General features: G+C 74.1%; 23 protein-coding genes. 12 read left to right on the top strand and 11 right to left on the bottom strand.

All coding sequences use genetic code 11. From position 1 onward, the window contains the following. Positions 1–40: 40 nt before the first annotated feature. Positions 41–1,009, bottom strand: coding sequence for a 2,3,4,5-tetrahydropyridine-2,6-dicarboxylate N-succinyltransferase (gene dapD / locus AB0G50_RS07050; RefSeq protein ID WP_360103185.1), 969 nt, complete (start codon positions 1,007–1,009; stop codon positions 41–43). Positions 1,010–1,034: 25 nt separating this feature from the next. Between dapD and dapE the strand changes: the two genes are divergently transcribed. The 3 genes from dapE to AB0G50_RS07035 are packed head-to-tail and all read left to right on the top strand — an operon-like array spanning position 1,035 to position 3,445. Then, the gene (gene dapE / locus AB0G50_RS07045) at positions 1,035–2,096 is read left to right on the top strand and encodes a succinyl-diaminopimelate desuccinylase (RefSeq protein ID WP_360103183.1); all 1,062 of its coding nucleotides are present in this window, start codon (positions 1,035–1,037) and stop codon (positions 2,094–2,096) included. A gap of 27 nt (positions 2,097–2,123) precedes the next feature. After that, complete coding sequence (locus AB0G50_RS07040) at positions 2,124–2,906, top strand: TIGR00730 family Rossman fold protein (RefSeq protein WP_360103181.1); 783 nt, start codon at positions 2,124–2,126, stop codon at positions 2,904–2,906. After that, on the top strand, positions 2,906–3,445 hold the full coding sequence (locus tag AB0G50_RS07035) for a TIGR00730 family Rossman fold protein (RefSeq protein WP_360103179.1): 540 nt from the start codon (positions 2,906–2,908) through the stop codon (positions 3,443–3,445). The genes AB0G50_RS07040 and AB0G50_RS07035 overlap by 1 nt, the downstream gene beginning before the upstream one ends. Here AB0G50_RS07035 and AB0G50_RS07030 read toward each other — a convergent pair. From AB0G50_RS07030 to AB0G50_RS07020, 3 genes are read right to left on the bottom strand one after another with little or no spacing between them, the layout of a single operon-like run. Continuing rightward, positions 3,438–4,478 (bottom strand): crosslink repair DNA glycosylase YcaQ family protein, encoded by a 1,041-nt coding sequence (locus tag AB0G50_RS07030; protein WP_360103177.1) that lies wholly within the window; start codon positions 4,476–4,478, stop codon positions 3,438–3,440. The two genes, AB0G50_RS07035 and AB0G50_RS07030, sit on opposite strands and share 8 nt — an antisense overlap. Next, on the bottom strand, positions 4,471–4,836 hold the full coding sequence (locus tag AB0G50_RS07025) for a DUF3224 domain-containing protein (protein ID WP_360103175.1): 366 nt from the start codon (positions 4,834–4,836) through the stop codon (positions 4,471–4,473). Before AB0G50_RS07025 ends, AB0G50_RS07030 begins: the two co-directional genes overlap by 8 nt. A gap of 36 nt (positions 4,837–4,872) precedes the next feature. Next, positions 4,873–6,384 carry a CocE/NonD family hydrolase gene (locus AB0G50_RS07020; RefSeq protein ID WP_360103173.1) on the bottom strand — a complete coding sequence of 504 codons (1,512 nt, stop codon included), beginning with the start codon at positions 6,382–6,384 and terminating at the stop codon, positions 4,873–4,875. A 90-nt stretch (positions 6,385–6,474) separates the two neighbouring features. Here AB0G50_RS07020 and folP point away from each other — a divergent pair, with 90 nt between their 5' ends. Continuing rightward, entirely contained in the window at positions 6,475–7,344 is an 870-nt protein-coding gene (gene folP, locus AB0G50_RS07015) for a dihydropteroate synthase (RefSeq protein WP_360103171.1), read from the top strand. On the opposite strand, the gene AB0G50_RS07010 is transcribed toward folP, so the two are convergent. The 4 genes from AB0G50_RS07010 to AB0G50_RS06995 all read right to left on the bottom strand — a co-directional run bounded on the left by AB0G50_RS07010 (position 7,341) and on the right by AB0G50_RS06995 (position 12,483). Then, complete coding sequence (locus tag AB0G50_RS07010) at positions 7,341–8,708, bottom strand: ATP-binding cassette domain-containing protein (RefSeq protein ID WP_360103169.1); 1,368 nt, start codon at positions 8,706–8,708, stop codon at positions 7,341–7,343. The genes folP and AB0G50_RS07010 overlap by 4 nt on opposite strands. 254 nt (positions 8,709–8,962) lie before the next feature. After that, positions 8,963–10,468, bottom strand: coding sequence for a thiol reductant ABC exporter subunit CydD (gene cydD / locus AB0G50_RS07005; RefSeq protein WP_360103167.1), 1,506 nt, complete (start codon positions 10,466–10,468; stop codon positions 8,963–8,965). Next, positions 10,455–11,303, bottom strand: a complete 849-nt coding sequence (locus tag AB0G50_RS07000; protein ID WP_360103165.1) for a cytochrome d ubiquinol oxidase subunit II — start codon at positions 11,301–11,303, stop codon at positions 10,455–10,457. Before AB0G50_RS07000 ends, cydD begins: the two co-directional genes overlap by 14 nt. Before the next feature lie 10 nt (positions 11,304–11,313). Beyond that, complete coding sequence (locus AB0G50_RS06995; protein ID WP_360103163.1) at positions 11,314–12,483, bottom strand: cytochrome ubiquinol oxidase subunit I; 1,170 nt, start codon at positions 12,481–12,483, stop codon at positions 11,314–11,316. An 89-nt stretch (positions 12,484–12,572) separates the two neighbouring features. Here AB0G50_RS06995 and AB0G50_RS06990 point away from each other — a divergent pair, with 89 nt between their 5' ends. From AB0G50_RS06990 to AB0G50_RS06970, 5 genes are read left to right on the top strand one after another with little or no spacing between them, the layout of a single operon-like run. After that, a complete protein-coding gene (locus AB0G50_RS06990; RefSeq protein ID WP_360103162.1) occupies positions 12,573–12,911 on the top strand; it encodes a helix-turn-helix transcriptional regulator in 339 nt (112 codons plus the stop codon). Beyond that, positions 12,893–13,576, top strand: a complete 684-nt coding sequence (locus AB0G50_RS06985; protein ID WP_360103160.1) for a permease prefix domain 1-containing protein — start codon at positions 12,893–12,895, stop codon at positions 13,574–13,576. The genes AB0G50_RS06990 and AB0G50_RS06985 overlap by 19 nt, the downstream gene beginning before the upstream one ends. A 27-nt stretch (positions 13,577–13,603) precedes the next feature. After that, a complete protein-coding gene (locus tag AB0G50_RS06980) occupies positions 13,604–13,903 on the top strand; it encodes a DivIVA domain-containing protein (protein ID WP_360103158.1) in 300 nt (99 codons plus the stop codon). Next, positions 13,890–14,291: an SRPBCC family protein gene (locus AB0G50_RS06975; protein WP_360103156.1), complete on the top strand. Its 402-nt coding sequence runs from the start codon at positions 13,890–13,892 to the stop codon at positions 14,289–14,291. Before AB0G50_RS06980 ends, AB0G50_RS06975 begins: the two co-directional genes overlap by 14 nt. Beyond that, positions 14,291–14,827 (top strand): DNA-3-methyladenine glycosylase I, encoded by a 537-nt coding sequence (locus AB0G50_RS06970; RefSeq protein WP_360103492.1) that lies wholly within the window; start codon positions 14,291–14,293, stop codon positions 14,825–14,827. The genes AB0G50_RS06975 and AB0G50_RS06970 overlap by 1 nt, the downstream gene beginning before the upstream one ends. A 38-nt stretch (positions 14,828–14,865) precedes the next feature. Here the strand turns inward: AB0G50_RS06970 and AB0G50_RS06965 are convergent, their stop codons facing one another. Both AB0G50_RS06965 and AB0G50_RS06960 read right to left on the bottom strand, forming a co-directional pair. Continuing rightward, positions 14,866–15,645 carry an enoyl-CoA hydratase-related protein gene (locus AB0G50_RS06965; RefSeq protein ID WP_360103154.1) on the bottom strand — a complete coding sequence of 260 codons (780 nt, stop codon included), beginning with the start codon at positions 15,643–15,645 and terminating at the stop codon, positions 14,866–14,868. 18 nt (positions 15,646–15,663) lie between these two features. Then, a complete protein-coding gene (locus AB0G50_RS06960) occupies positions 15,664–16,443 on the bottom strand; it encodes a PaaX family transcriptional regulator C-terminal domain-containing protein (protein ID WP_360103152.1) in 780 nt (259 codons plus the stop codon). A 262-nt stretch (positions 16,444–16,705) separates the two neighbouring features. Between AB0G50_RS06960 and AB0G50_RS06955 the strand changes: the two genes are divergently transcribed. Together AB0G50_RS06955 and AB0G50_RS06950 are read left to right on the top strand one after the other, a co-directional pair. After that, entirely contained in the window at positions 16,706–16,873 is a 168-nt protein-coding gene (locus AB0G50_RS06955) for a DUF3117 domain-containing protein (protein WP_012783412.1), read from the top strand. 127 nt (positions 16,874–17,000) lie between these two features. Next, positions 17,001–18,341, top strand: a complete 1,341-nt coding sequence (locus AB0G50_RS06950; protein WP_360103149.1) for a peptidase M17 — start codon at positions 17,001–17,003, stop codon at positions 18,339–18,341. A gap of 306 nt (positions 18,342–18,647) precedes the next feature. On the opposite strand, the gene AB0G50_RS06945 is transcribed toward AB0G50_RS06950, so the two are convergent. Then, positions 18,648–19,499, bottom strand: coding sequence for a LysR substrate-binding domain-containing protein (locus AB0G50_RS06945; RefSeq protein WP_360103148.1), 852 nt, complete (start codon positions 19,497–19,499; stop codon positions 18,648–18,650). A gap of 52 nt (positions 19,500–19,551) precedes the next feature. Here AB0G50_RS06945 and AB0G50_RS06940 point away from each other — a divergent pair, with 52 nt between their 5' ends. Then, complete coding sequence (locus AB0G50_RS06940; protein WP_360103146.1) at positions 19,552–20,829, top strand: MFS transporter; 1,278 nt, start codon at positions 19,552–19,554, stop codon at positions 20,827–20,829. The last annotated feature ends 1,011 nt before the right edge of the window (positions 20,830–21,840 follow it).

The following is a 21,840-nucleotide window of genomic DNA, read 5'->3' as shown; positions in this document are numbered from 1 at the left end:
TCCGACCGCGCGTACGCGGTCGGAGCGGAGTGCCCGCGGACTAGTTGCTGTGCAGGGCGGCGTTCAGCTCGACGCCGGTCCCCTTGCGGGGGCGGACCTTCACGACGCCGGTGGTGGAGTCGCGGTAGAAGAGCAGGTTCGGCACGCCGGAGAGCCGGGCGCCCTTGACGACCTGGCCGTCGTCGGTGGTGATCTTGGTGCCGGCGGTGACGTAGAGCCCCGCCTCCACGACCGTGTCGTCGCCCAGCGAGATGCCGACGCCGCCGTTCGCGCCGATCAGGCAGCGCTCGCCGATCGCGATGACCTCCTTGCCACCGCCGGACAGCGTGCCCATGATCGACGCGCCGCCGCCCACGTCGGAGCCGTCGCCGACGACGACGCCCGCGGAGATCCGGCCCTCGACCATCGACGCGCCCAGCGTGCCGGCGTTGTAGTTCACGAAGCCCTCGTGCATGACCGTGGTGCCCGACGCCAGGTGCGCGCCCAGTCGGACCCGGTCCGCGTCCGCGATCCGGACGCCCGTCGGCAGCACGTAGTCCACCATCCGGGGGAACTTGTCGACGCCGTGCACGGTGACCGGACCGCGCGAGCGCAACCGGAGGCGGGTCTCCTCGAAGCCCTCCACCGCGCAGGGGCCGTGGTTGGTCCACACGACGTTGGACAGCAGCCCGAACACGCCGTCCAGGTTCTGCCCGTGCGGCTTCACCAGCCGCGCGGACAGCAGGTGCAGGCGCAGGTAGACGTCGTACGCGGAGGTCGGCGCGGCGGACAGGGCCTCGACGCCCACCCGCACGCCGACCACCTCGACGTCCCGCTCCGCGTCGACGCCCAGCAGCTTCGCGGCGGCCTCGCCGAGTTCGGCGGCCACCTCCGCGGCGGACAGGCGGACGGTCTCCGACGCGGCGGCGCCGAGATGGGGTGACGGGAACCAGGTGTCCAGGACGGCACCCTCGGGGGTGACCGTGGCGAGGCCGACGCCGTACGCGCCGGTGGGGTTTTCGGTGCTCACGGACGCCAACGGTAACGTGCGCGGGGTGGCCGACACCCTGCACCTGGCATCCGATCCCGTCGAACTGACCGCCGCCCTCGTGGACGTGCCGAGCGTGTCGGGCGCCGAGGAGACCCTCGCGGACCTCGTGGAACGCTCGCTGCGGGAGCAGACCGACCTGGAGGTCGTCCGGTCCGGCAACACCGTGCTGGCCCGCACGAACCTCGGCCGCGAGCGCCGCGTCGTGCTCGCCGGGCACCTGGACACCGTGCCGGTGAACGACAACCTGCCGTCCCGGCTGGTGGACGGCGTCCTGCACGGCCTCGGCTCGGTCGACATGAAGGGCGGTGTCGCGGTGATGCTGAACCTCGCGGCCACCGTCGCGGCGCCCCGGCACGACCTGACCTACGTGTTCTACGACTGCGAGGAGGTCGAGGCGACCCGCAACGGCCTCGGCCGGATCGAGCGCGACCTGCCCGAGTGGCTGCTGGGCGACCTGGCGATCGTGCCGGAGCCGTCGAACGCGGCGATCGAGGCGGGCTGCCAGGGCACCATGCGGATCGAGGTCCGGGCGACCGGCGAGCGGGCGCACACCGCGCGCGGGTGGATGGGCCGCAACGCGATCCACGCGCTGGCCGACGCGCTGGACCGGTTGCGGGACTACGAGGAGCGGCGGGTCACCATCGACGGCTGCCACTTCCGCGAAGGCCTCCAGGCGGTGCGGATCGGCGGCGGCGTCGCGGGCAACGTGGTGCCGGACGAGGCGGTGCTGACGGTGAACCACCGGTTCGCGCCCGACCGCACGCCCGAGGAGGCCGAGCGGCACCTGCGCGAGGTGTTCGCGGGCTACGAGGTGGTCGTCACGGACGTGTCCGCGGGCGCGCTGCCCGGCCTGGCCTCGCCCGCCGCGCGGGAGCTGATCGAGGCCGCCGGCGGCGAGCCGACCGCGAAGCTCGGGTGGACCGACGTGGCGCGGTTCGCGGCGCTGGGCATGCCGGCGGTGAACTTCGGCCCGGGCGACCCGACGTTGGCCCACACGCGGCAGGAGAACGTCCCGGTGAACCAGATCCGACAGTGCCTTGAAGTGTTGCGGCGCTTCCTGGGCTGACGTCGTGTCGCGTCTAGACTCGCGGCAATGAGCGAGGTTCCGGTGAGTGACAACGGCGTGGACGAGCACCCGAAGGAGAAGCAGCGCGGACCGGTGGTGCTGCGCCGCGATCGCCGCGAGGAGCTGACCACCACCGACCAGCGCCTGCTCGACTCGCGCGGACCGTCCGACTGGGTGCACACCGACCCGTGGCGGGTGCTGCGCATCCAGGCCGAGTTCGTGGAGGGCTTCGGCGCGCTGGCCGAGGTGCCCAGCGCCGTCACGGTGTTCGGCTCCGCGCGCACCACGCGCGACCACCCCGAGTACGCCACCGGTCGCGCGCTCGGCGGCGCGCTGGCCGAGGCGGGCTACGCGGTGATCACCGGCGGCGGTCCGGGCGCGATGGAGGCGGTCAACCGGGGCTGCTCGGAGAAGGGCGGCTTCTCGATCGGGCTCGGCATCGAGCTGCCGTTCGAGCAGGGCCTGAACCCGTGGGTCGACCTGGGCGTGAACTTCCGCTACTTCTTCGTGCGCAAGACCATGTTCATCAAGTACTCGCAGGCGTTCATCTGTCTGCCGGGCGGTTTCGGCACGCTGGACGAGCTGTTCGAGGCGCTCACCCTGGTGCAGACCAAGAAGGTCACCAAGTTCCCGGTGGTGCTGTTCGGGAAGTCCTACTGGCAGGGTTTGTACGACTGGGTGAAGAACTCGGTGCTGGAGGGCGGGAAGGTCGGCGAGAAGGACCTCGGCCTGCTGCACCTGACCGACGACATCGACGACGCGGTGCGCGTGGTGAACGAGGCGCACCAGGCGTGGGCGGACACGCACTGATGTCCCTCACCGTCACCGTCTACTGCGGATCGCAGCGCGCCGTGCCGGACAGCTACCTGCGGCTCGCCACCGAGGTCGGCACGGCGCTCGCGGCGCGCGGCTGGTCGCTCGCCTGGGGCGGCGGTCGCACGTCGATGATGGGCGCGGTCGCCGAGGCGGCGCGGGCGGGCGGCGCGCGCACGACGGGCGTGATCCCGCGGTCCCTGGTGGACCGGGAGTGGGCCGACCGGGACGCGGACGACCTGCTCCTGGTCGACACCATGCGGGACCGCAAGGCGCTGATGGAGGCGCACGGCGACGCGTTCCTGGCGCTGCCGGGCGGCATCGGCACCTGCGAGGAGCTGTTCGAGGTGTGGACCGCGCGGGTGCTCGGCCTGCACGCGAAACCGGTCGTGGTGCTGGACGTGGACGACCACTACCGGGGTCTGCTGGAGTGGGTGAACTCCTTGCACGGCAAGGGTTTCGTGTCCCGGCACGCGCTGGACTCGCTGGTGGTGGCCGACGACGTGCGCTCCGCGCTGGACGCGTGCGTCAGCTGAGCCGCACGTCGTCCAGCCCGCGCGCCGCGGCGAGCCGCCGCGCCTCGTCCTCCACCGGACCGAGGTCCAGGCCCGCGAACGGTTTCAGCGTCACGTCGAGCCGTCGGCCCGCGGTCTTCGCCCGCCAGGTGCCGACGACCTCGCCGTCGACCACGATCGCGCCCGGCCGGCCGAGGATGCGCCAGATCTCCTTCTGGCGTCCCTTGTCCGGCACGAGCAGGTCGCGGTCGCGCGCGTTGAGGTACGGGTCCAGCGGCGGCAGCAGCCTCGTCAGGTCCGGCTCGGGCGGGTTCTCGTACTCGCCGACGACGTCCGCGGGCAACCAGCCGCCGGGCGTCACCTCGACCAGGTCCTCCGGCCACAGCGCCTTCACGCCGCGGACCGGCGCGCCGAAGTAGCGGGCCACCTCGGACGGTCCGGCGGGTCCGTGCAGCCGGAGGTAGGCGCGCGCCAGGTCGAGGAAACCCTTGGTGGCCTGGGGGATCGCGAGCCGCTTCGCCAGCGGGACGAACGTCACGGTGCGCTCGTCGGGGTCGAACCGGAGCCCGGCCGGCAGCACGGCGAGGCGGAAGATCGGGTCCTGCACGTGGGTCGACCCGCAACCCCGGCAGTGCGCGGTGACCTCGGCGGGCACCAGCGGGGTCAGCGCGGTGCTCGCCTCGCCCTTGGTCATCGGGCCCTTCACCACGCCGCGCAACGCCCGCACGACCTCGGTGAACACGGCGAGCCCGTCGGTCACCGGCGGCCGGTTCATCCGGGACACCGCGTCGGCGTCGTCGAACGGCCACAGCCTCGCGGCCAGCGCGGGCAGTTCCGCCGCCCGGTGCCAGTGCGGCGCGCCGCGCACGCTCCAGGTGAGCCGGAACCCGTCGAGCGAGGGCGCGTCGAGCCTGGCCGCCAGCGCGGGCAGCGCCGACCGCTCCGAGTCCTGCACGCCGAGGTCGAACACCCGCAGGTCGGACGGGGTCGCGGCGGCCCGGTCGAAGCCGTGCGCCGCGACCCGGAACGCCAGCACCCGCGCCCGGTCAGCCAAAGCGGTGGTCCACGGTGATCCGCTCGTGCTCCAGCCGCACGGTGCCGCTGACGCCCGCGAGCCCGTCGGTGCCGGAGCCGGGCACGAAGTGGCCGAAGAACACCGGGCCCTCCGGCGACATGGTCGCGCCGTGCTGGAGCACGACCGAGCCGGTGCGGCCGTCCAGCGTGCCGGTGAACTTCTCCGTGCCGACGTACCCGCCCGAGCCGCTCTCGGCCATGCAGGTGGTCAGCTCGCCGGTGCTGGTGCCCGCCATGGACCCGGCGTAGGTCTTCCCGACCTGGACGCGGCCCAGCTTCGGGTCGGTCTCGTCCAGGACGGTCTCGTCCCAGCGCGTGATGGTGAACGTCGATTCCATGCCGACGATGCTGACACCGATCCCTGACATCCGCTGTCAGCTTCGCGGCACCGACAGCGTCGAGTCCGCGCCGAACGCCACGCCGCCGCCGAGCCTGCTCGCGCTCCCGTACCGGGCGTCGACCGTGTCCACGACCAGCACCAGCCGGTTGCCGGCCGCCACGGTCCACAGCGTCGGCTCCAGGTCGAGGTCGATCGTGCGGGTGGCCGCACCGGCGAGGGTGACCGGTTTGTGCGTGATCAACGCGCCCAGCCCGAGCGGGTTCACCTCGTAGAGGTAGGCGAACAGGGTGGTCGTGGCGGTCGTGGTCACGGTCAGGTGGGCGCGGGGCGTGCCGCCGACGGTGCTCGCGGTCGGGTGCGCCGGTCCGCGCCAGACCGCCGCCGCGTTTCGGTCGACCAACGGCGTCGCCACCCCGGTCGGCAGCTTCAGGAACCCCTGGAGGGCGCCGCTGACCAGCACCGTCCCGCTCTCCGCGATCGTCGGCCACCCGGTGCCGATCCGCTCGGCGGTCAGGGTCGTGGTGTCCGTGCGGGTGGTCACCGCCCGCCACGACGGGTAGTCGCGCCACGCGCCGCCGTTGTTCGGCCGCAACCGCACGGGCGCCTCGCGGTCGACGCCGTTGTCCACGCCCTTGAGGTAGTGGTCGAACCAGCGGCCGGCGGACTCCCAGATCTCGTTCGGCAACCCGGCCGCGCCGAACAGCTCGGCGGTGGCGTGATCGCCGGGCGAGAGCATGAGCCGCTTGGGCGCGTCCAGCGCGGTGAAGAAGTCGGTGACCTGGCCGGGCGGGAACAGGCCGTCGTTCCAGGCGTTGCCGATCAGCACGGCGGCCTTGATCGACGCGGCCTTCGTCGCGGGGGAGCGGGGCGGCGAGATCGGCAGCACGTCGGCGAACCGGCCCTGGCGGTACGCGGCCTCCGCGTCGGTCAGCACCGGGCCGGGCCTGCCGGTGAGCCTGCCCGCGGCCAGCAGGAGTTCGACGGCCTGGTTGCTCACCGTGTCGTTCGGGTAGAGGGATCGGGCCAGGTCGGTCCACGTGCTGAGCGCGGCGACGGCCTTGATCCGCGGGTCGGCCGCCGCGGCGAGCAGGGACTGGCCCGCGCCGTAGGAGATGCCGCCGACGCCGACCCGCGTGACGTCGCCCGCCGCGTGCGCGACGCCCCAGTCGATCACCCGGCTGACGTCGGCGATCGTGTCGGGACCGGCGACGTCGATGGTGCCGGCGGAGTCGTGGAAGCCGCGGCTGGTGTAGCTGATCACCGAATAACCCGACTGGTAGGCGAGTTTCGCCGCCGCGCCGACGTACTCGATGTCGTTCACGCCCCAGCTCGACGGCAGCACGAGCAGCGGGAACGGCCCGGCGCCGCGTCCGGTCGGCTGCACCACGAACGCCTTGAGCGGCGTGCCGCCCTGGCCGGGGATCGTCTCGTAGGTCACCGCGACACCGGGCGCGGCGTGGGCCGGCGCGGCGAGGACCAGCGTGGTCAGCAGGGCGGCGAGCAGGGGCAGTGACCGGCGCACGCGGTCCTCCGTGATCTGGATCACCCGGATGTGGTTGCCGGTGAGTCAAGCGCGAGCTACTCGACGGTAGCAACGGGCTGTGGCCCAGCTCACATCAAGTGTCGGCGTGGCACGATGGCGCGCATGCGGTTCGGTGATCGGGACGTGCCTCAAGACCGTGCCCTGGTGATGGCGATCGTCAACCGGACCAGGGACTCCTTCTACGACCAGGGCGCGACGTTCGCCGACGACGCGGCCATGGCGGCGGTGGACCGCGCGGTGGCCGACGGCGCGGACGTCGTGGACATCGGCGGGGTGAAGGCGGGGTCCAAGGGCGAGGTCGTGGACGCCGCCGAGGAAGCCCGCCGGGTGGTGCCGTTCGTGGCGGCCGTGCGCGAGCGCCACCCGTCGCTGGTGATCAGCGTCGACACGTGGCGGCACGAGGTGGGCCGCGCGGTGTGCGAGGTCGGCGCGGACCTGATCAACGACACCTGGGCGGGCGCGGATCCCGCGCTGGCCGAGGTCGCGGCGGAGTTCGGCGTCGGCATCGTGTGCTCGCACACCGGCGGCCTCGCGCCGCGCACCGACCCGCACCGGGTCCGCTACACCGACGTGGTCGCCGCGGTGGCCGCCGAACTCGTGGAGCGGGCCGAGCGGATGGTGGCGCTGGGCGTGCCGCGGGCCGGCGTGCTGATCGACCCGACGCACGACTTCGGCAAGAACACCTGGCACGGGCTGGAGCTGTTGCGGCGCCTGGACGAGCTGGTCGACACCGGGTGGCCGGTGCTGATGGCGCTGTCCAACAAGGACTTCGTCGGCGAAACCCTGGACGCGGACCTGCGCGACCGGGTGGACGGCACGCTCGCCGCCACCTCGGTCGCCGCGTGGGCGGGCGCGAAGGTGTTCCGGGCGCACCAGGTCGGGCAAACCCGGCGGGTGGTGGAGATGGTCGCGAGCATCGCGGGCACCCGGCCGCCGGCGCGCGTGCTGCGGGCCATGGCCTAGCGGTTCTCGGCCTGCCACCGGTCCCGGTAGTAGCCGGGCGCGGCGGCGAGTTCGTCGTGCGTGCCGCGCTGGGTGACCACGCCGTCCTCGATCACCACGACCTCCTCGAAGTCGCGCAGCGGCGCGAGCCGGTGGGTGACCAGGACGACGCGGTCGGCGTGGTCGAGGACCCGGCGCAGCACGGTGTCGCCGTGGTCGTGCGCCAGGCCCTCGACGGGTTCGTCCAGCAGCAGCACCTCGGGGTCGGCGAGCAGCGCCCGGGCCAGCAGCAGCCGTTGCCGTTGACCGCCGGACAGCGTGGTCGCGTCGGTGTCCCAGTCGACGTCCAGGTCGGTGATCCGCGCGATCCGGTCCAGTTCCCCTTGTGGCGCATCGGGTTTCGCGAACCGGACGTTGGCCAGCACGGTCGTGCGGAACACGTGCGAGTCGGCCATCGCGCCCCGGGCCCGCTCCGGGTGGGCGCGCGCGAGCCGGTTCAGGTAGGTCGTCTTGCCGGCGCCGCTCGGTCCGACGACGCCGAGCCGGCGCGCGGTCGGGAGCTCTTCGCGTGGCGGTGGTTCCGGCTGCGCTCGGAGCAGGTCGCGGACCCGGGTGACCGACGTGCGGGCCTGCGCCCAGCGGCGGGCGGCGGCGGTCAGCGGCACGGTCACCTCCAGCACCGCGATGGCGCCCAGCACGACGGGTGGCGTGGCGCCCTGGCCGATCAGCAGCAGCCCGGTGCCGAACTGCGCGAGCACCGCCAGTGCGTCCGGCAGTCCGAGCACGGCCCGGTTCTCCTTGCGGCGCAACGCCTCCACCGTCGCGTCCGCGGTGGCGAGCTGCCGGTCCACCGCGCCGAACGCGGTCAGCTCGGCCGCGCCGTCGACCAGGGTGACGGTGCGGGCGGCGAGGTCGGCGCGCAGCGGCGCGAGGTCGCGCAGGTGCCGGTCGGCGAGCGCGAACGCGGCCCACGGCAGTCCGACGCCGGTGAGCAGCAGGCCGGCGACGAGCGGCCAGGCGAATCCGGTGGCGACGACCGCGACCACCCCGACGACGGCCGCCACGCACGCGGGCAGCAGGCACCGCAGCACCGCGTCCTGCACGGCGTCCACATCGGACACCAGCCGGGTGAGCGCGTCGGCGTCGGCGAGGGGGCGGCGGACCAGCGAGTCGTAGAGCCGACCGCGCAGCCCGACCAGGTGCCGCAGGACCGCGGCGTGCCCGGAAAGCCTTTCGGCGTAGCGGAAGACGCCGCGCAGCACAGCGAGCGTGCGCACCGCGACGATGGCGACCGCGAGGGAGGCCAGTGGCGGTTGGGTGCTCGCGCGCAGGATCAGCCAGGTGGCGGTGACGACGAGTCCGATGCCGGCCAGTTCGGCCAGCACCCCGGCGCCGACCGCGATCCCGAGCCGGCGGAACTGTCGTACCCCGTGAGTACTTTTGGCCCCAGGGGTGCTCGTGGCGGGGGTACGTCCGCCGGGCGCTGCGGTCGGGCCGAGCGGGTCGGGTGAGGCCGGTGCCGGCGGGGCGGCCGGGAGCGGCGGGGCGGCGGGTGGCTCCGGGTCGGTCGGCGGCGGGTCGGGCATGGTTCTCCGGGGTGTCGTGGGCGGAACCGGTGGTGTCGGGTGCGGGGTGGTGGTCATCGGAGTTCCACCACCCGGTCCACGGTGGTCAGCAGGGCGGTGCGGTGGGCGACCACGAGGGCGGTGTGGTCGGGTGCGAGTTTCCGGGTGGCGCGCAGCACGACCTCTTCGGTGCCGGTGTCCAGGCGGGACGTCGGCTCGTCCATCAGCAGCACCCGCGCGTCGGGGCGCACCAGGGCGCGGGCCACCGCCACGCGTTGGCGCTCGCCCGACGAGAGCGGGTGGCGGGCGTCGACCAGGTGGGCCAGGTCCAGTGAGCGGGCCACCGGGCGGACGTCCGCGCCCGGCGCGCCCAGCGCGATGTTGTCCGCGACCGTCCCCGGGAACAGGGTCGGGCGCTGCGGGACCCACGCCAGGCGGGCCAGCCACTCCGCGCGGTCCAGGGCGCGCAGGTCGACGCCGCCCACCAGGACCCGGCCCGCCCGGGGCTCGACCTCGCCCAGCAGCACGCCGAGCACGGTGCTCTTGCCCGCGCCCGACGGTCCCACCAGCGCGAGCCGCTCGCCCGGCGCCACGGTCAGGTCGAACGACGTCAGCGCGTCGACGTCCCGGGTCGGGTAGCGCACCGAGACGCCCTCGAACTCGATCGACGCCGTCCGCAGGTCCGGCACCCGCGCGGTGGCCCGGGCCGGCGGCCGCACGGGCGCAAACGCTTGCTCGAGCACCGCCACGCCCTCCGCCGACGCGTGGAACTGGGCACCGGCGGCGCGCAGCGGCAGGTAGGCCTCCGGCGCGAGCAGCAGCACCAGCAACGCCACCTGCAACGTCACCCCGCCGTGCAGCAGCCGGAGACCCACCGGGACCGCGACCAGCGCCACGGACAGCGTCGCCACCAGCTCCAGCACCAGTGCGGACAGGAACGCGACGCGCAGCGTGCGCAGGGTTTCGGTCGCGTGCGCGGACGCCATCGCCCGCACCGTCCGCGCCTGGGCCCGCGCCCGGCCGAACATCCGCAGCGTGCCCGACCCGCGCACCACGTCCAGGAAGTGCCCGCCCAGCGCGACCAGCGCGTCCCACTGCCGCCGCGTCCGGTCCCGGGTGTGCGCGCCGACCAGCGCCGCGAACACCGGCACCAGCGGCAGCGTGGCGAGGATGGTCAGCGCCGCGCCCGGGTCCGCGAACGACAGCCGGATCAGCACGGCCACCGGCACGGTCACCGACACCACCAGCTGCGGCAGGTACCCGGCGAGGTAGGGCTCGATCGCGTCGAGCCCCTTCACCACCAGCGTCGCCACCTCGCCCGGTCGGCCCCGAGTGCCCACCGCGTCCCGCACCACCTTGCGCCGCAACGAGGCCTTGACCGCCGCCGCCTCCCGGGCGGTCACCACCCGACCGGCGAGCACCAGCGCGCACCGCAGCCCGACCACGCCGACCAGCGGCCCGACGCCGTCGCCGCCGGAGAACACCCGGGCCAGCAGTTCGGCCTGCGCCAGCACGACGCCCGCGGTCAGCAGGCCCAGTGCCACCAGCAGGACGACGTACCGCCGCTCAACGTGCCGCACGGGACATCCGCCACGTCGCCCACTGGAACACCAGCACCAGTGGTGCCACGCCGAGCGCGATCCACGCCAGCGGCGCCAGCGTGCCCGCGTGCGCCATCACCTCCGACCCGACCACGTCCCGCGCGCCGAACACGGCGAGGACGGGCAGCGCGCACACCGCCGCCGTCGCGACGAACGCCCAGCCGAACGCCTCCCCGCGCAGCGCGACCCACGCCGCGCCCAGCAGCAGCACCGCGAGCACCGCCGCCCAGCCGAACGCGGGCACCGGCACCGGACCCGTCGTCGGCACGGTCAGCGCGGCGAACACCGCCACCGGCGCGAGCAGCCACCGGGCGCACCGCAGCGCCCGCGCCCGCAGCGGACCGGACAGCCGCCACACCAGGAACACCGCGCCGTGCAAGGAGAACAGCGCCGTCACCCCGACCGCCCACAGCCACCCCGGCCCGCCGAGCACGTCCGCGAGCAGCAGTCCCCACGACACCGAGACCAGCAGCGCGCCGCCGATCAGCGGCACGTCCCACCACCCGCCGTCGCGCAGCTGCACCGCCACGGTGAACAGCACCAGGCCCACCAGCAGCACGACCACCGCGCCGTGGTGCCCGGACAGCAGTTCGCCCTCCAACCGCGGGAAGGCGCCGAACAGCACGCCGACCGCCGCCACCAACCACACCTCGTTGCCCAGGAAGTACGGCGTCATCGCGCGCAACACCCGACGGCGCGCGGGCTCGTCGCGACCGGTGAACCGGACCACCAGCGCCACGCCGTAGTCGAACCCGGCGAGCGCGAAGTACCCCGCGACCAGCAACCCCAGCAGGGCGACCCAGAACGCTTCCACCACGAACCTCCTACAGCGCCGGCACGAGCGGCGAGACGGGCGCGGGCGCGGACTCCGGGTCCGGACCGCGCGCCGCGAGCCGCGCGATCACCACCCAGTCGGCGACCGCGAGGACCAGGAACACGCCGGCGAACGCGATCAGCGAGGTGAGCATCCCGCCGGCGTCGACCGGCGACAGGGCGTCCTCGGTGCGCAGCAGGCCGTAGACCAGCCACGGCTGCCGGCCGAGTTCGCGCAGCAACCACCCGAGGATCGCCGCCGCGAACGGCAGCGGCACGCCGATCACCATCAGCCACAGCACCGGTCGCCACCGGGTCACCCGGTCGCGCCACAGCAGCGGCAGCGTCAGCCAGCTGACCAGGAACAGCGTGAACCCGATCTGGATCATCACACCCAGGCCCGCGCCGCCGACCGGACCCGCGGCCTCGGTCTTGCCCGGCTGGAACTGCGCGATCACCGGGAACTGGCCGAACCCGGCGCCGATCAGGAACGGCGTGGCGAGCGCCGTCGTCCACACGCCGGTGCGCAGCGACCGCCGGAAGAAGTCGACCTCCGCGGTGCGCCGCAGGAAGTGCCACGCCGACACGCCCGTGACGAACACGCCCGCCACGGTGAGCGCGCCGAACACCAGGTGCGCCACCGCGACGGTGAACGTCGGGTTGGTCAGCAGCGCGCCGAGGTCGACCAGCCGCAGCACCCCGTCGTGCACCTCGTAGCCGACGGGGTGCTGGAGGAAGCCGTTGGCCACCATGATCCACACCGCCGAGGCGTACGCGGTCAGCGCGACCAGCCAGATCAGCGCCAGGTGCGCCCAGCGGTTCAGCCGGTCCCAGCCGAAGATCCACAACCCCAGGAACGTGGACTCCAGGAAGAAGGCGACCAGCGTCTCGACCGCGAGCGGCGCGCCGAACACGTCGCCGGCGAACTCCGAGAGCCCCGACCAGTTCAGCCCGAACTGGAACTCCATCACGATGCCGGTCGCGATGCCCATCGCGTAGTTGACCACGTACAGCCGGCCCCAGAACCGCGTCATCCGCAGGTGCACGGCGCCGCCGGTCAGCGTCGCCCTGGTCTGCATGACCGCGACCACCGTCACGAGCCCGATCGTCAACAGCACGAACAGGAAGTGGAACGAGGTGGTGAGCGCGAACTGGAGCCGGGCGAGTCCGAGTGCGTCCATGCGTAGGCACGTTATATGTAGGCAGCCGACATGTGGATCCGGGATGACCCCGATGTGCCCCGGATCTCCCACCCGTAGACTCGCTACCCATGAAGTCGGACGCGTTGCGAGGTCACCTCGACGCGCTGCTGCTCGCCGTGCTCGACGGCGGGCAACTGCACGGCTACGCCATCATCGAGGCGTTGCAGCTGCGCAGCGGCGGCGTGCTCGACCTGCCGACCGGCACCGTCTACCCGGCGCTGCGCCGGCTGGAGACGGCCGGCCTGGTGGTCAGCGAGTGGAGCACGGTCGGCGGCCGGCAGCGCCGCACCTACCGGCTCACCAAGGCGGGTCAGCGGTCGCTGGTCGCCGAGCGCACCGCCTGGCGCGAGTTCACCACCGTGATCGACGGTGTGCTGGGAGGTGGCCCGTGGCCGGCGCAGGCGTGATCGACGCGTACGTGACGGCGCTCGACCGCAGGCTCCAGGGCCCCGACGCGGTCAAGGACGACCTGCTCGCCGAGGCGCGCGACAGCCTCGACGACGCGACCGAGGTCTACCGCGACGCCGGGCTGACCGAGGAGCAGGCCCAGCGCCGCGCGGTCGCCGACTTCGGGCCGGTCGGCCGGATCGCCCGCGACTACCAGGGCGTACTGGCGCTCGCCCAAGGCGTCCGGACGTTGCGCGCGCTGCTGCTGGTCGTCCCGTTCACGCACGCGATGTGGGAAACCAGCCGGCTGATCTGGATCGGCGGGTGGCCCGCGTTCGGACCCACCGGCACGCCGCCCGTCTGGTACCTCGCGATCGCCCGCGCCAACGACTGGACCGGCTGGATCGTCGCCGCCGTCGCCCTGGTCGCGCTGTTCGGCGGCCGGCTGCTCGCCCGCCGCGGCGCGCGCACCGACACGCTGGCCCGGCTCGCGGGCTCGGTCGCCGTCGGCATGGTCGGCACGGTCGTGTTCGCCAACCTGTCGATCGTCGTCGCCACCCTGCACGTGAAACCCGGCAACCTGGTCCTGTCACCCATGGTGACCGGCGCGACGGTCGCGTCGATGGTGATCCTGGCGAGATTGCTGGTACTCGCCCGGAGGTGTGTGGTGTTCGCCTCGGTGTGACGCGGGGTGATGTGTCACGATCGTGTCGTGACCACCGCGCTTGTCTACCTCGTCGTCATGGTCCTCGTGGCGGCCGTGGTGTTCCTGCTGGCCTCGCTGCTGTTCGGGCGGGGCGAGGAGATGGAACCGCTGCCGCCCGGCGCCTCGCCGACCCGGCTGCCGTCCGAGGACATCACCCCGGACGACGTGCGCGACCTGCGGTTCCAGCAGGTGCTGCGCGGCTACAAGATGTCCGAGGTCGACTGGGTGCTCGACCGGCTCGCCGCCGAGGTGGAGCAGCTGCGGGAGCGCGTCGCCGACCTGGAGTCGGCACGTGACCCGGCTTGAGCTGCGGGTCCACGTCGACGCGCCCGCCGAGCGCACCTGGGCGGCGGCCACCGACTGGGAGCGCCAGGGCGAGTGGATCCCGTTCACCCGGGTCCGGCTGCTCCGCGGCTCCGGCGAGGGCGCCGAGCTGTCCGCGTTCACCGGCGTCGGCCCGGTCGGGTTCACCGACACCATGCGGGTCACCGCGTGGGAGCCGCCGACCCGGTGCGCCGTGACGCACACCGGGTTCGTGGTGCGCGGCACGGCCGAGTTCCGGGTGGTGCCGCACGGCCCGACGTCGGAGTTCGTGTGGCGGGAGGACGTGCCGCTGCCGCTCGCCGTCGGGTTCGCGCCCGGCGTGAAGTGGTCGTTGCGCAGGTTCGCGAGATTCGCCGAGGAGTACCGTTGATCACCCGTTGCCCGTGGGGCGACAGCACGCCGGACTACGTCGACTACCACGACACCGAGTGGGGCGTGGAGCTGCACGGCGACACCGCCCTGTTCGAGCGGATGTGCCTGGAGTCGTTCCAGTCCGGCCTGTCCTGGATCACCATCCTGCGCAAGCGGGAGGGCTTCCGGACCGCGTTCGACTCCTTCGAGCCCGCGAAGGTCGCCGAGTACGACGACGCCGACTTCGAGCGCCTGATGGCCGACGCGTCGATCGTGCGCAACCGGGCCAAGATCAACGCGACGATCGGCAACGCCCGGGTGGTGCTGGAGCTCGAGAAGCCGCTGGACGAGATCCTGTGGTCGTTCGCGCCGGAGACGCACGTGCGTCCCGCGACCAGTGCCGACGTGCCGGCCGTCACACCCGAGTCCCAGGCGATGGCCAAGGAGCTCAAGCGCCGCGGCTTCGTCTTCCTCGGCCCCACCACCTGCTACGCGCTGATGCAGGCCACCGGCATGGTCGACGACCACATCGCGACCTGCTTCCGCGCCGGCTGACCACGCCCGGCGGGTCGACCCGCCGGGCGCGCCCCGGCTCAGCGACCGGTGAACACCGGCTTCTCCTTCGCCACGAACGCGGCCACGGCGGCCCGGTGGTCCTCGGTCGCACCCGCCTCCGCCTGCGTCCGCGCCTCGACCTCCAACGCCGCGTCCAGCGCGCCGGAGAACGCCAGCGCCTCCTTGATCTTGGCGAACGCCACCGTCGGACCCGACGCGAGCTTGCGCGCCAACGCCTGCGCCGTGCTCAGCGCCTCGCCGTCGGGCACGACCTGGCCCACCATGCCGATCCGCAGCGCCTCCGCCGCGTCCACCGGCTGGGCCAGCAGCATCATCTCCATCGCCCGCCCGTGCCCGATCAGCCGCGGCAGGGTCCAGGACGCGCCGGTGTCCGCCGTCAGGCCCACGTTCGCGAACGCCATGAGGAACCTCGCGCCCGCCGCCGCGATCCGCAGGTCGCTCGCGTAGGCCAGCGACGCGCCCGCGCCCGCCGCCGTGCCGTTGACCGCCGCGATCACCGGCTTGGGCAGCGCGATGATCGCCTTGACCAGCGGGTTGTAGTGCTCGACCACGGTCGACAGCGGCGCCGGGTCGCCCGCCTCCAGCAACCCGATGTGCTCCTTGAGGTCCTGGCCCGCGCAGAACGCCCGACCCGCGCCCGTCAGCACCACCGCGCGCACCGAGGTGTCCTTCGCGGTGTCCTCCACCGCCGCGAGGAGCAGCTCCTTCAGCGACGTGGTGAGCGCGTTGAACGACTCCGGCCGGTTGAGGGTGAGGGTGCGAACACCGTCAGCGTCTTCGATGAGGAGTTCGGACACGGGTGTGACCTCCGGGGGTTAGGTGGAGCCGAGGCTGTCGTCCACGAACGCGCGCACCGCGGGCGCCAGGCGCGCGGTGTGCCGGTCGAAGAACTCGGCGGCGGCGGCGCCCGGCCACGACGCGGGCAGCAGCTCGCGGGGCAGGCCGGGGTCGCGGAACAGGAACTTGCGCCACGCGTGCAGGAATCGCTGGGACGCGGCGAACGCCGTCGCCGGCGACGAGCCGTCCACACCGGACACCACCGGCTCCCACTCCGCGACGAACGCGGCGTAGTCCCGGCCGAGGGTGTCGAGGTCCCAGGCCCTGGTCGCGAGCAGCGTGTCGGCGCCGTCGTGCGCGCCGTGGAACGTGCTCGCCCGCACCTCTTCCGCCGCCAGCACGTCGGCGAGCTCCGGCGACGGCCGCGGTGCGATCCACGTCACGGGGCCCAGCGCGCCGTAGCCCAGCAGTTGCAACGACCCGGCCAACCGGTCGCGGGCCTCCCGCGCGGGCAGCTCCTCCAGCACCACGACGTGCCAGCGACCGTCCCAGGTGGACGGCCTGGTCCGGTAGATGCGCGCGGCCGCCTCGTCCAGCCGGCGCTCCGCCCGGGGTGTCATCGCGTAGCCGGGGCCGTCGGCCAGCCGCACCGGCTCCAGCCAACCCTGGCGGACCGTGCGCGACACGGCGGTGCGGACGGCGGGCGCGGCGAAGTCCAGCGGCTCGAGCAACCGGACGAGGGCGGCGATGGTCGCGGCGCCTCCCCGCTCGCGCAGGTGGCCGCCGTAGACGTCGAAGAGCGCGGAACGGGCTCGCACGAGATGCGAGTTTGTCAGGGCGACCCCGCGACACGCCACAACGACCGAAAATGGTCACGGCCGGGTGACGGTGCGTTCGGGAACCGAAAAGCGTTGTGGCGCCGTGATCCTGGCCCTGAACTGCGGGTTGGTGAAGATCGTCGCGGACTCGACGCCGGGTCGGAAAGATCGGTTCGGTTTCGCCGTCGAGTCCGCATAGGGGAGAATGGGTCGGTATCCGGCCCTGGTCGGACGGGGAAGATGTTGACGGAGGGAGCACGCGATGGCGGCCATGAAGCCCCGGACCGGCGACGGTCCCCTTGAGGTCACCAAGGAGGGGCGTGGCATCGTGATGCGCGTTCCGCTCGAGGGTGGTGGGCGTCTCGTCGTGGAAATGTCGGCGGACGAGGCCAACGCCCTGGGCGACGCCCTCAAGGCAGCCGCGGGCTGACCAGCCGGAGCGAGAAACGTCGGCGCCCCGGTTTCCCCTCCACTGTGGAAACCGGGGCATCGCTGTGTCGTGCACCAGCCGGCGTGACCGGATCGAAGAGTGTGACCGGATCGACAGGAGAACCCCCGTGCGCCAGCCGTTCCCCACTCCCCTCGTGGCCGTCGAGGCCGCGGCCGCACCCCGTCGCGGGGTGACCCGGGTCACCCCGGTCGAGGACACCGGGGTGGCCGAGCGGCGGGCCGACGGCTGGGTCTACGGCGTCGGCACGTCGGCCGCCGAGTGGCGGCGGGTGGGCGCGGCGCTGGTGAGGGCGCTGGACGAGGCGGCCGCGGCCGGCGGCGACACCACGTTCGACGTGGACGTGCCGGTGGACGCGGACGCGTACTCGTTCACCCTCGGACTGGCGCTGGGCGGCTACCGGTTCAAGGTCACCGGCGCCGAGCCCGCCAAGCGGGTGAAGTCGGTGCGGCTGGTCGGCGCGGTGGCCGACGAGCAGGTGCGGCGGGCCGTCGTGGAGGCGGGCGCGACGGCGTTCGCGCGCGACCTGGCCAACGCGCCGTCCAACGTGAAGGACCCGGCGTGGCTCGCGGCGGCGGTGCTGAAGGCGGCCCGCGCGGTGCCCGGCCTGGACGCCGTGGCGCGGGACGAGAAGTGGTTGGCGGCGGAGGGCTTCGGCGGCGTGCTGGCCGTCGGCGGCGGTTCGGTCCGACCGCCCCGGTTGATCCACCTGACCTGGAACGGCGCGCAGGACGGCCCCCACCTGGTGTTCGTGGGCAAGGGGATCACGTTCGACACCGGCGGCATCTCGATCAAGCCCGCCGACGGCATGCACCTGATGCGCACCGACATGGCGGGCGGCGCGGCGGTCGCGGCGGCGGTGATCGCCATCGCCCGGCTCAGCCTGCCCGTGCGGGTGACGGCCCTGGTGCCGTGCGCGGAGAACCACGTGTCGGGCTCGGCGTACCGGCCGGGCGACGTGGTCCGGCACTACGGCGGCCGCACCACCGAGGTCACCAACACCGACGCCGAGGGCAGGCTCGTGCTGGCCGACGCGCTGGCCTACGCGGTCGCGAACCTGGCGCCGGACGTGCTGGTGGACGTGGCGACGCTGACCGGCGCGATGAAGGTGAGCCTGGGCCTGCGCACCGGAGGCCTGTTCGCGAGCACCGACGACCTGGCCGCGCGGGTGACCGAGGCGGGCGCGGGCGTCGGCGAGACGTGGTGGCGGATGCCGCTGCTCGCGGACCTGGCCGACGACGTGGTGAGCGACAAGGCGGACCTGCGCCAGTGCCCACCGGGCCCCGGCGGCATCACCGCCGCGCTGTTCCTCCGCCACTTCACCGCCGACCTCCCGTGGGCCCACCTGGACGTGGCGGGCCCGGCCCGCGCCGAGAAGCACTACGACGAGGTCACCCCGGGAGCCACCGGCTACGCCACCCGAACCCTGATCGCCCTGGCCGACTCCTGACCGCGCGGTGCCGGCCCGACGTGACCGGCCCGCGACCGACGCACGGCCGGCGAGCGCGCGCAGGCCCGGCGCGCCGGCGCGGGACGGCAACCGTCCGGTGACCGCGCCCCACCCGCACCGGCCCGGCGCGGACGTGCCGGCGGGCGTCCGACCGCCGGGTCGCCCCAGCCCACCGGACCCGGCCGGACCCGGCCGGACCCGGGCGACCCGCTCGGCTTTCCGACCCGGCCTGTCCCCGGCCGGGCGTCCACCCGCCTCGCCGGACCCGCGGCGTTCGGCGGGCGTGATCACCGCTCCCGGTCCCGCTCAAGGCGCGGCGTGCGCGCGGAACGCGGCCACGGCCGGGGGGAGCGGGTGGTCGGGCCAGGCCAGGGCGATGGTGCGGGTCGCGCCCGGTGACAGCGGCACGCCGGGCAGGTCCGGGTAGTCCGAGGTCGGCAGGATCGTGATGCCCAGGCCCGCGGCGACCAGACCGCGCAGGGTTTCCGACTCCTGGCCCTCGAACGTCACCCGCGGCGTGAAGCCCGCCTCGGCGCACAGCGCGTCGGTGATCTGGCGCAGGCCGTGGCCGCGTTCCATGATCACGAACTCCTCGGCCGCCAGCTCCGCCATCCGCACCGACGCCCGGTGCGCGAGGTGGTGACCCGGCGGCAGCACGACCACCAACTCCTGCTCCAGCACCACCCTCGACGGGAACGCGGTCGGCGCGGGCGACACCAGGGCCAGGTCGACCTCGCCGGTGGCCAGCTGGTCCAGCAGGGCGCCGCGCGAACCCTGCACCAGTCGGAACCGCACGTGCGGGTGGGTGTCCCGGAACCCGCGCACCAGCGTCGGCACGAGCGTGCGCCCCAGCAGGTGCAGGAATCCCAGCGCCACCGTGCCGCGCGACGGGTCGACCTCCTCCTGCGCGGCGCGCCACCCGGCCTCCAGCACCGCCATCGACCGGTCGGCCGCGTCCGCCAGGATCCGACCCGCCCTGGTCAGCCGCACGCCACGCCCGGCGGGCACCACGACCGGCGAACCCAGCGAGTCGCCCAGCGCCGCCAACCACCGCGACACGGTCGGCTGCGGCACGCCCACCGCCGCCGCGGCCTGGGTCACGTGCGCGGACGCGCCCAGCGCGCGGAGCACCGCCACCCGGGGAGCCAATTCATCCATGGATCAATTCTGGCTCAGAAGCGTATTGGACGCATGGATTAGCGTCGGAACCATGCCCAGCCGCCTGACCACCGCCACCGCCGCGACCGGTCTGTCCGCGTTCGCGCTGCTGTACGCGCCCCAGCCGGTGCTGCCGCAGCTGGCCGCCGAGTTCGGCCGGACCCCGGGCCAGGCGTCACTGGCGGTGAGCGCCGCGACGGGCGCGCTGGCGCTCGCGATCGTCCCGGTCGCGAGCCTGGCCAACCGGGTCGGCCGGCGGAACGTGATCGTCTGCTCGGTGCTGGCCGCCTCGGTGCTCGGCCTGCTGCTGCCGCTCGCGCCGACGTTCGAGGTGCTGCTCGTCGGCCGGGTGTTCCAGGGCCTGGCCACGGCGGGCGTGCCGGCGGTCGCGATGGCGTTCCTGGTCGACCAGCTGGGCGGCGCGGCGGTCGGTGCCGCGGTCGGCGCGCTGATCGCGGGCAACACCGCGGGCGGCATGGTCGGCCGACTGCTCAGCGGCGTCGGCGCGGACTGGCTCGACTGGCGCGGCGCGCTCGCCCTCACCGCCGGGTTCAGCCTGGTCTGCGCGGTGCTCGCGGCGTTCCTGCTACCGGCCGAGACCACCAGGCCGGGCGCGACCGGCGGCGGGTTGCGGGCCGCGCTCACCGACCGGGTGCTGCTGTGCCAGTACGCGGTCGCGGTGCTCGCGGTGGCCGCGTTCATCTCGCTGTTCAACGTGATCGCGTTCCGGCTCACCGGTCCGCCGCTCGACCTGCCCGCGGGTGTGGCGTCCCTGGTGTTCCTGGCCTACGCGGTGGGCGGGGTGTGCTCGGCGGTCGCGGGCCGGCTGGCCGACCGGCACGGCCGGGCACCGGTCGCGATCGCCGCCCTGGCGGTCACGGCGGCCGGCGCGGCCACCACGCTGGTGACGGACGTGGTGGCCATCGCGGTCGGGCTGGCCCTGTTCACCGGCGGCTTCTTCGCCGCGCACGCGGTCGCGAGCGGTTGGGTCGGCGTCCGGGCGCCCCGGCGCGCCCGCGGTCAGGCCGCCGGGGTCTACCTGTTCGCCTTCTACGTCGGCAGCAGCGCCGGCGGCACGGCCGGCAGCACCGCCTACGGCCACTGGGGCTGGCCCGGGCTGATCGCCGTCGTGCTGGGCTGGCTGGCGCTCGCGGTGGCCGCCGTGCTGGTGGCTCAGAAGTCCAGCGGCACCGCGGCCGAGCCGCCCGCGATCGTCACCGAGCCCTGGATCGGCAGCCGCACCGAGCCCGACCGCACCACGAACGTCACCGAGCGCACGTCCGGCGGCACCTCGACCACCAGCGCGGTCGGGAAGGTGTCGCCGCCGTAGCGCACGCCCGCGACCTTGGCCGTCGACCCGTCCGGCAGCGTCACGGCCAGCAACCCGGTGGTGAACACGGCGCCCGCCACCGACGGCAGGTCGCGACCCTCCAGCACCACCTCCAGCAGCGCCTTGTCCGGCGCGGCGGTGACCAGCTCGTACTGCCCGTCCGAGGCGATCGGCCGCTGCCTGCCCAGCCGGACCTTCGCCACCTCCAGCGTCCCGGACCGGTCGCCGACCTTCACCGGCACGCGGACGCCCGCGTCACCACCGGGACCGCGCCGCAACGCGGCCACCGCGTCGCCGACCGCGTCGCCCGACGGCACCTGGATCCGCTGCCGCAGCGACCGCGCGCCGACCGTGTCCAGCACCAGCGCCTCGGGTCCCGCCGCCGCCCGCACCGTGTAGACGACGAGCACGGAACCCTTCTCGGGCAACCGGTCCACCTTCAGCGGGCGCAGCCGTCCCGGCACCTCCAGCGCCAGCTCGGGCGTCTGCGGCAACCAGCCGCGCCACGGCGTCTGGCCGAACGCCGGGTCGGTTTTGGCGAGCCGTTCCACGGACAGCCGCAGCACCCGCAGCACCACGTTCCGCTCGGGTCGCACGTCCACGTCGCCCACCCGCCAGGACGACGGGCTGCCGTACCCGGTGACCCGCACGTCGAGCTGGTCGTCCCGGATCCGGCCGGCCGCCGCGTCCAGCACCTGCCCGTCGTCGGGCAGCACGGCCACGAAGTCGGCGCCGGCCGCGTCGACGGGCCGGTTCGCGTCGGACTCCGCGCCGTCGGCGCGCACGAGCCTGCCCACCGGGACGCTGCGCTCCTGCGGTACCTGGGGTGCCTGCGGCTCCAGTCGCAGCCCGGACTCGGACTTCTCGACCTCCTTGAGCGGCACCGGGATCCAGTCCGTCTCGATCGCCGTGCCGGGCACCTGGACCGGGCCGCACCACAGCCGCGTGTCGACCTCGGTCTCCAGGTCGGTCCGGGCGAACCAGCAGGTCACCGGGTCCTTCGAGACCCGC

The organism is Actinosynnema sp. NPDC020468 (assembly GCF_040642015.1).
Lineage (GTDB): Bacteria > Actinomycetota > Actinomycetes > Mycobacteriales > Pseudonocardiaceae > Actinosynnema.
The sequence above is the reverse complement of the archived record's forward strand: the minus strand, read 5'-3'. Positions and strand labels throughout refer to the sequence as shown.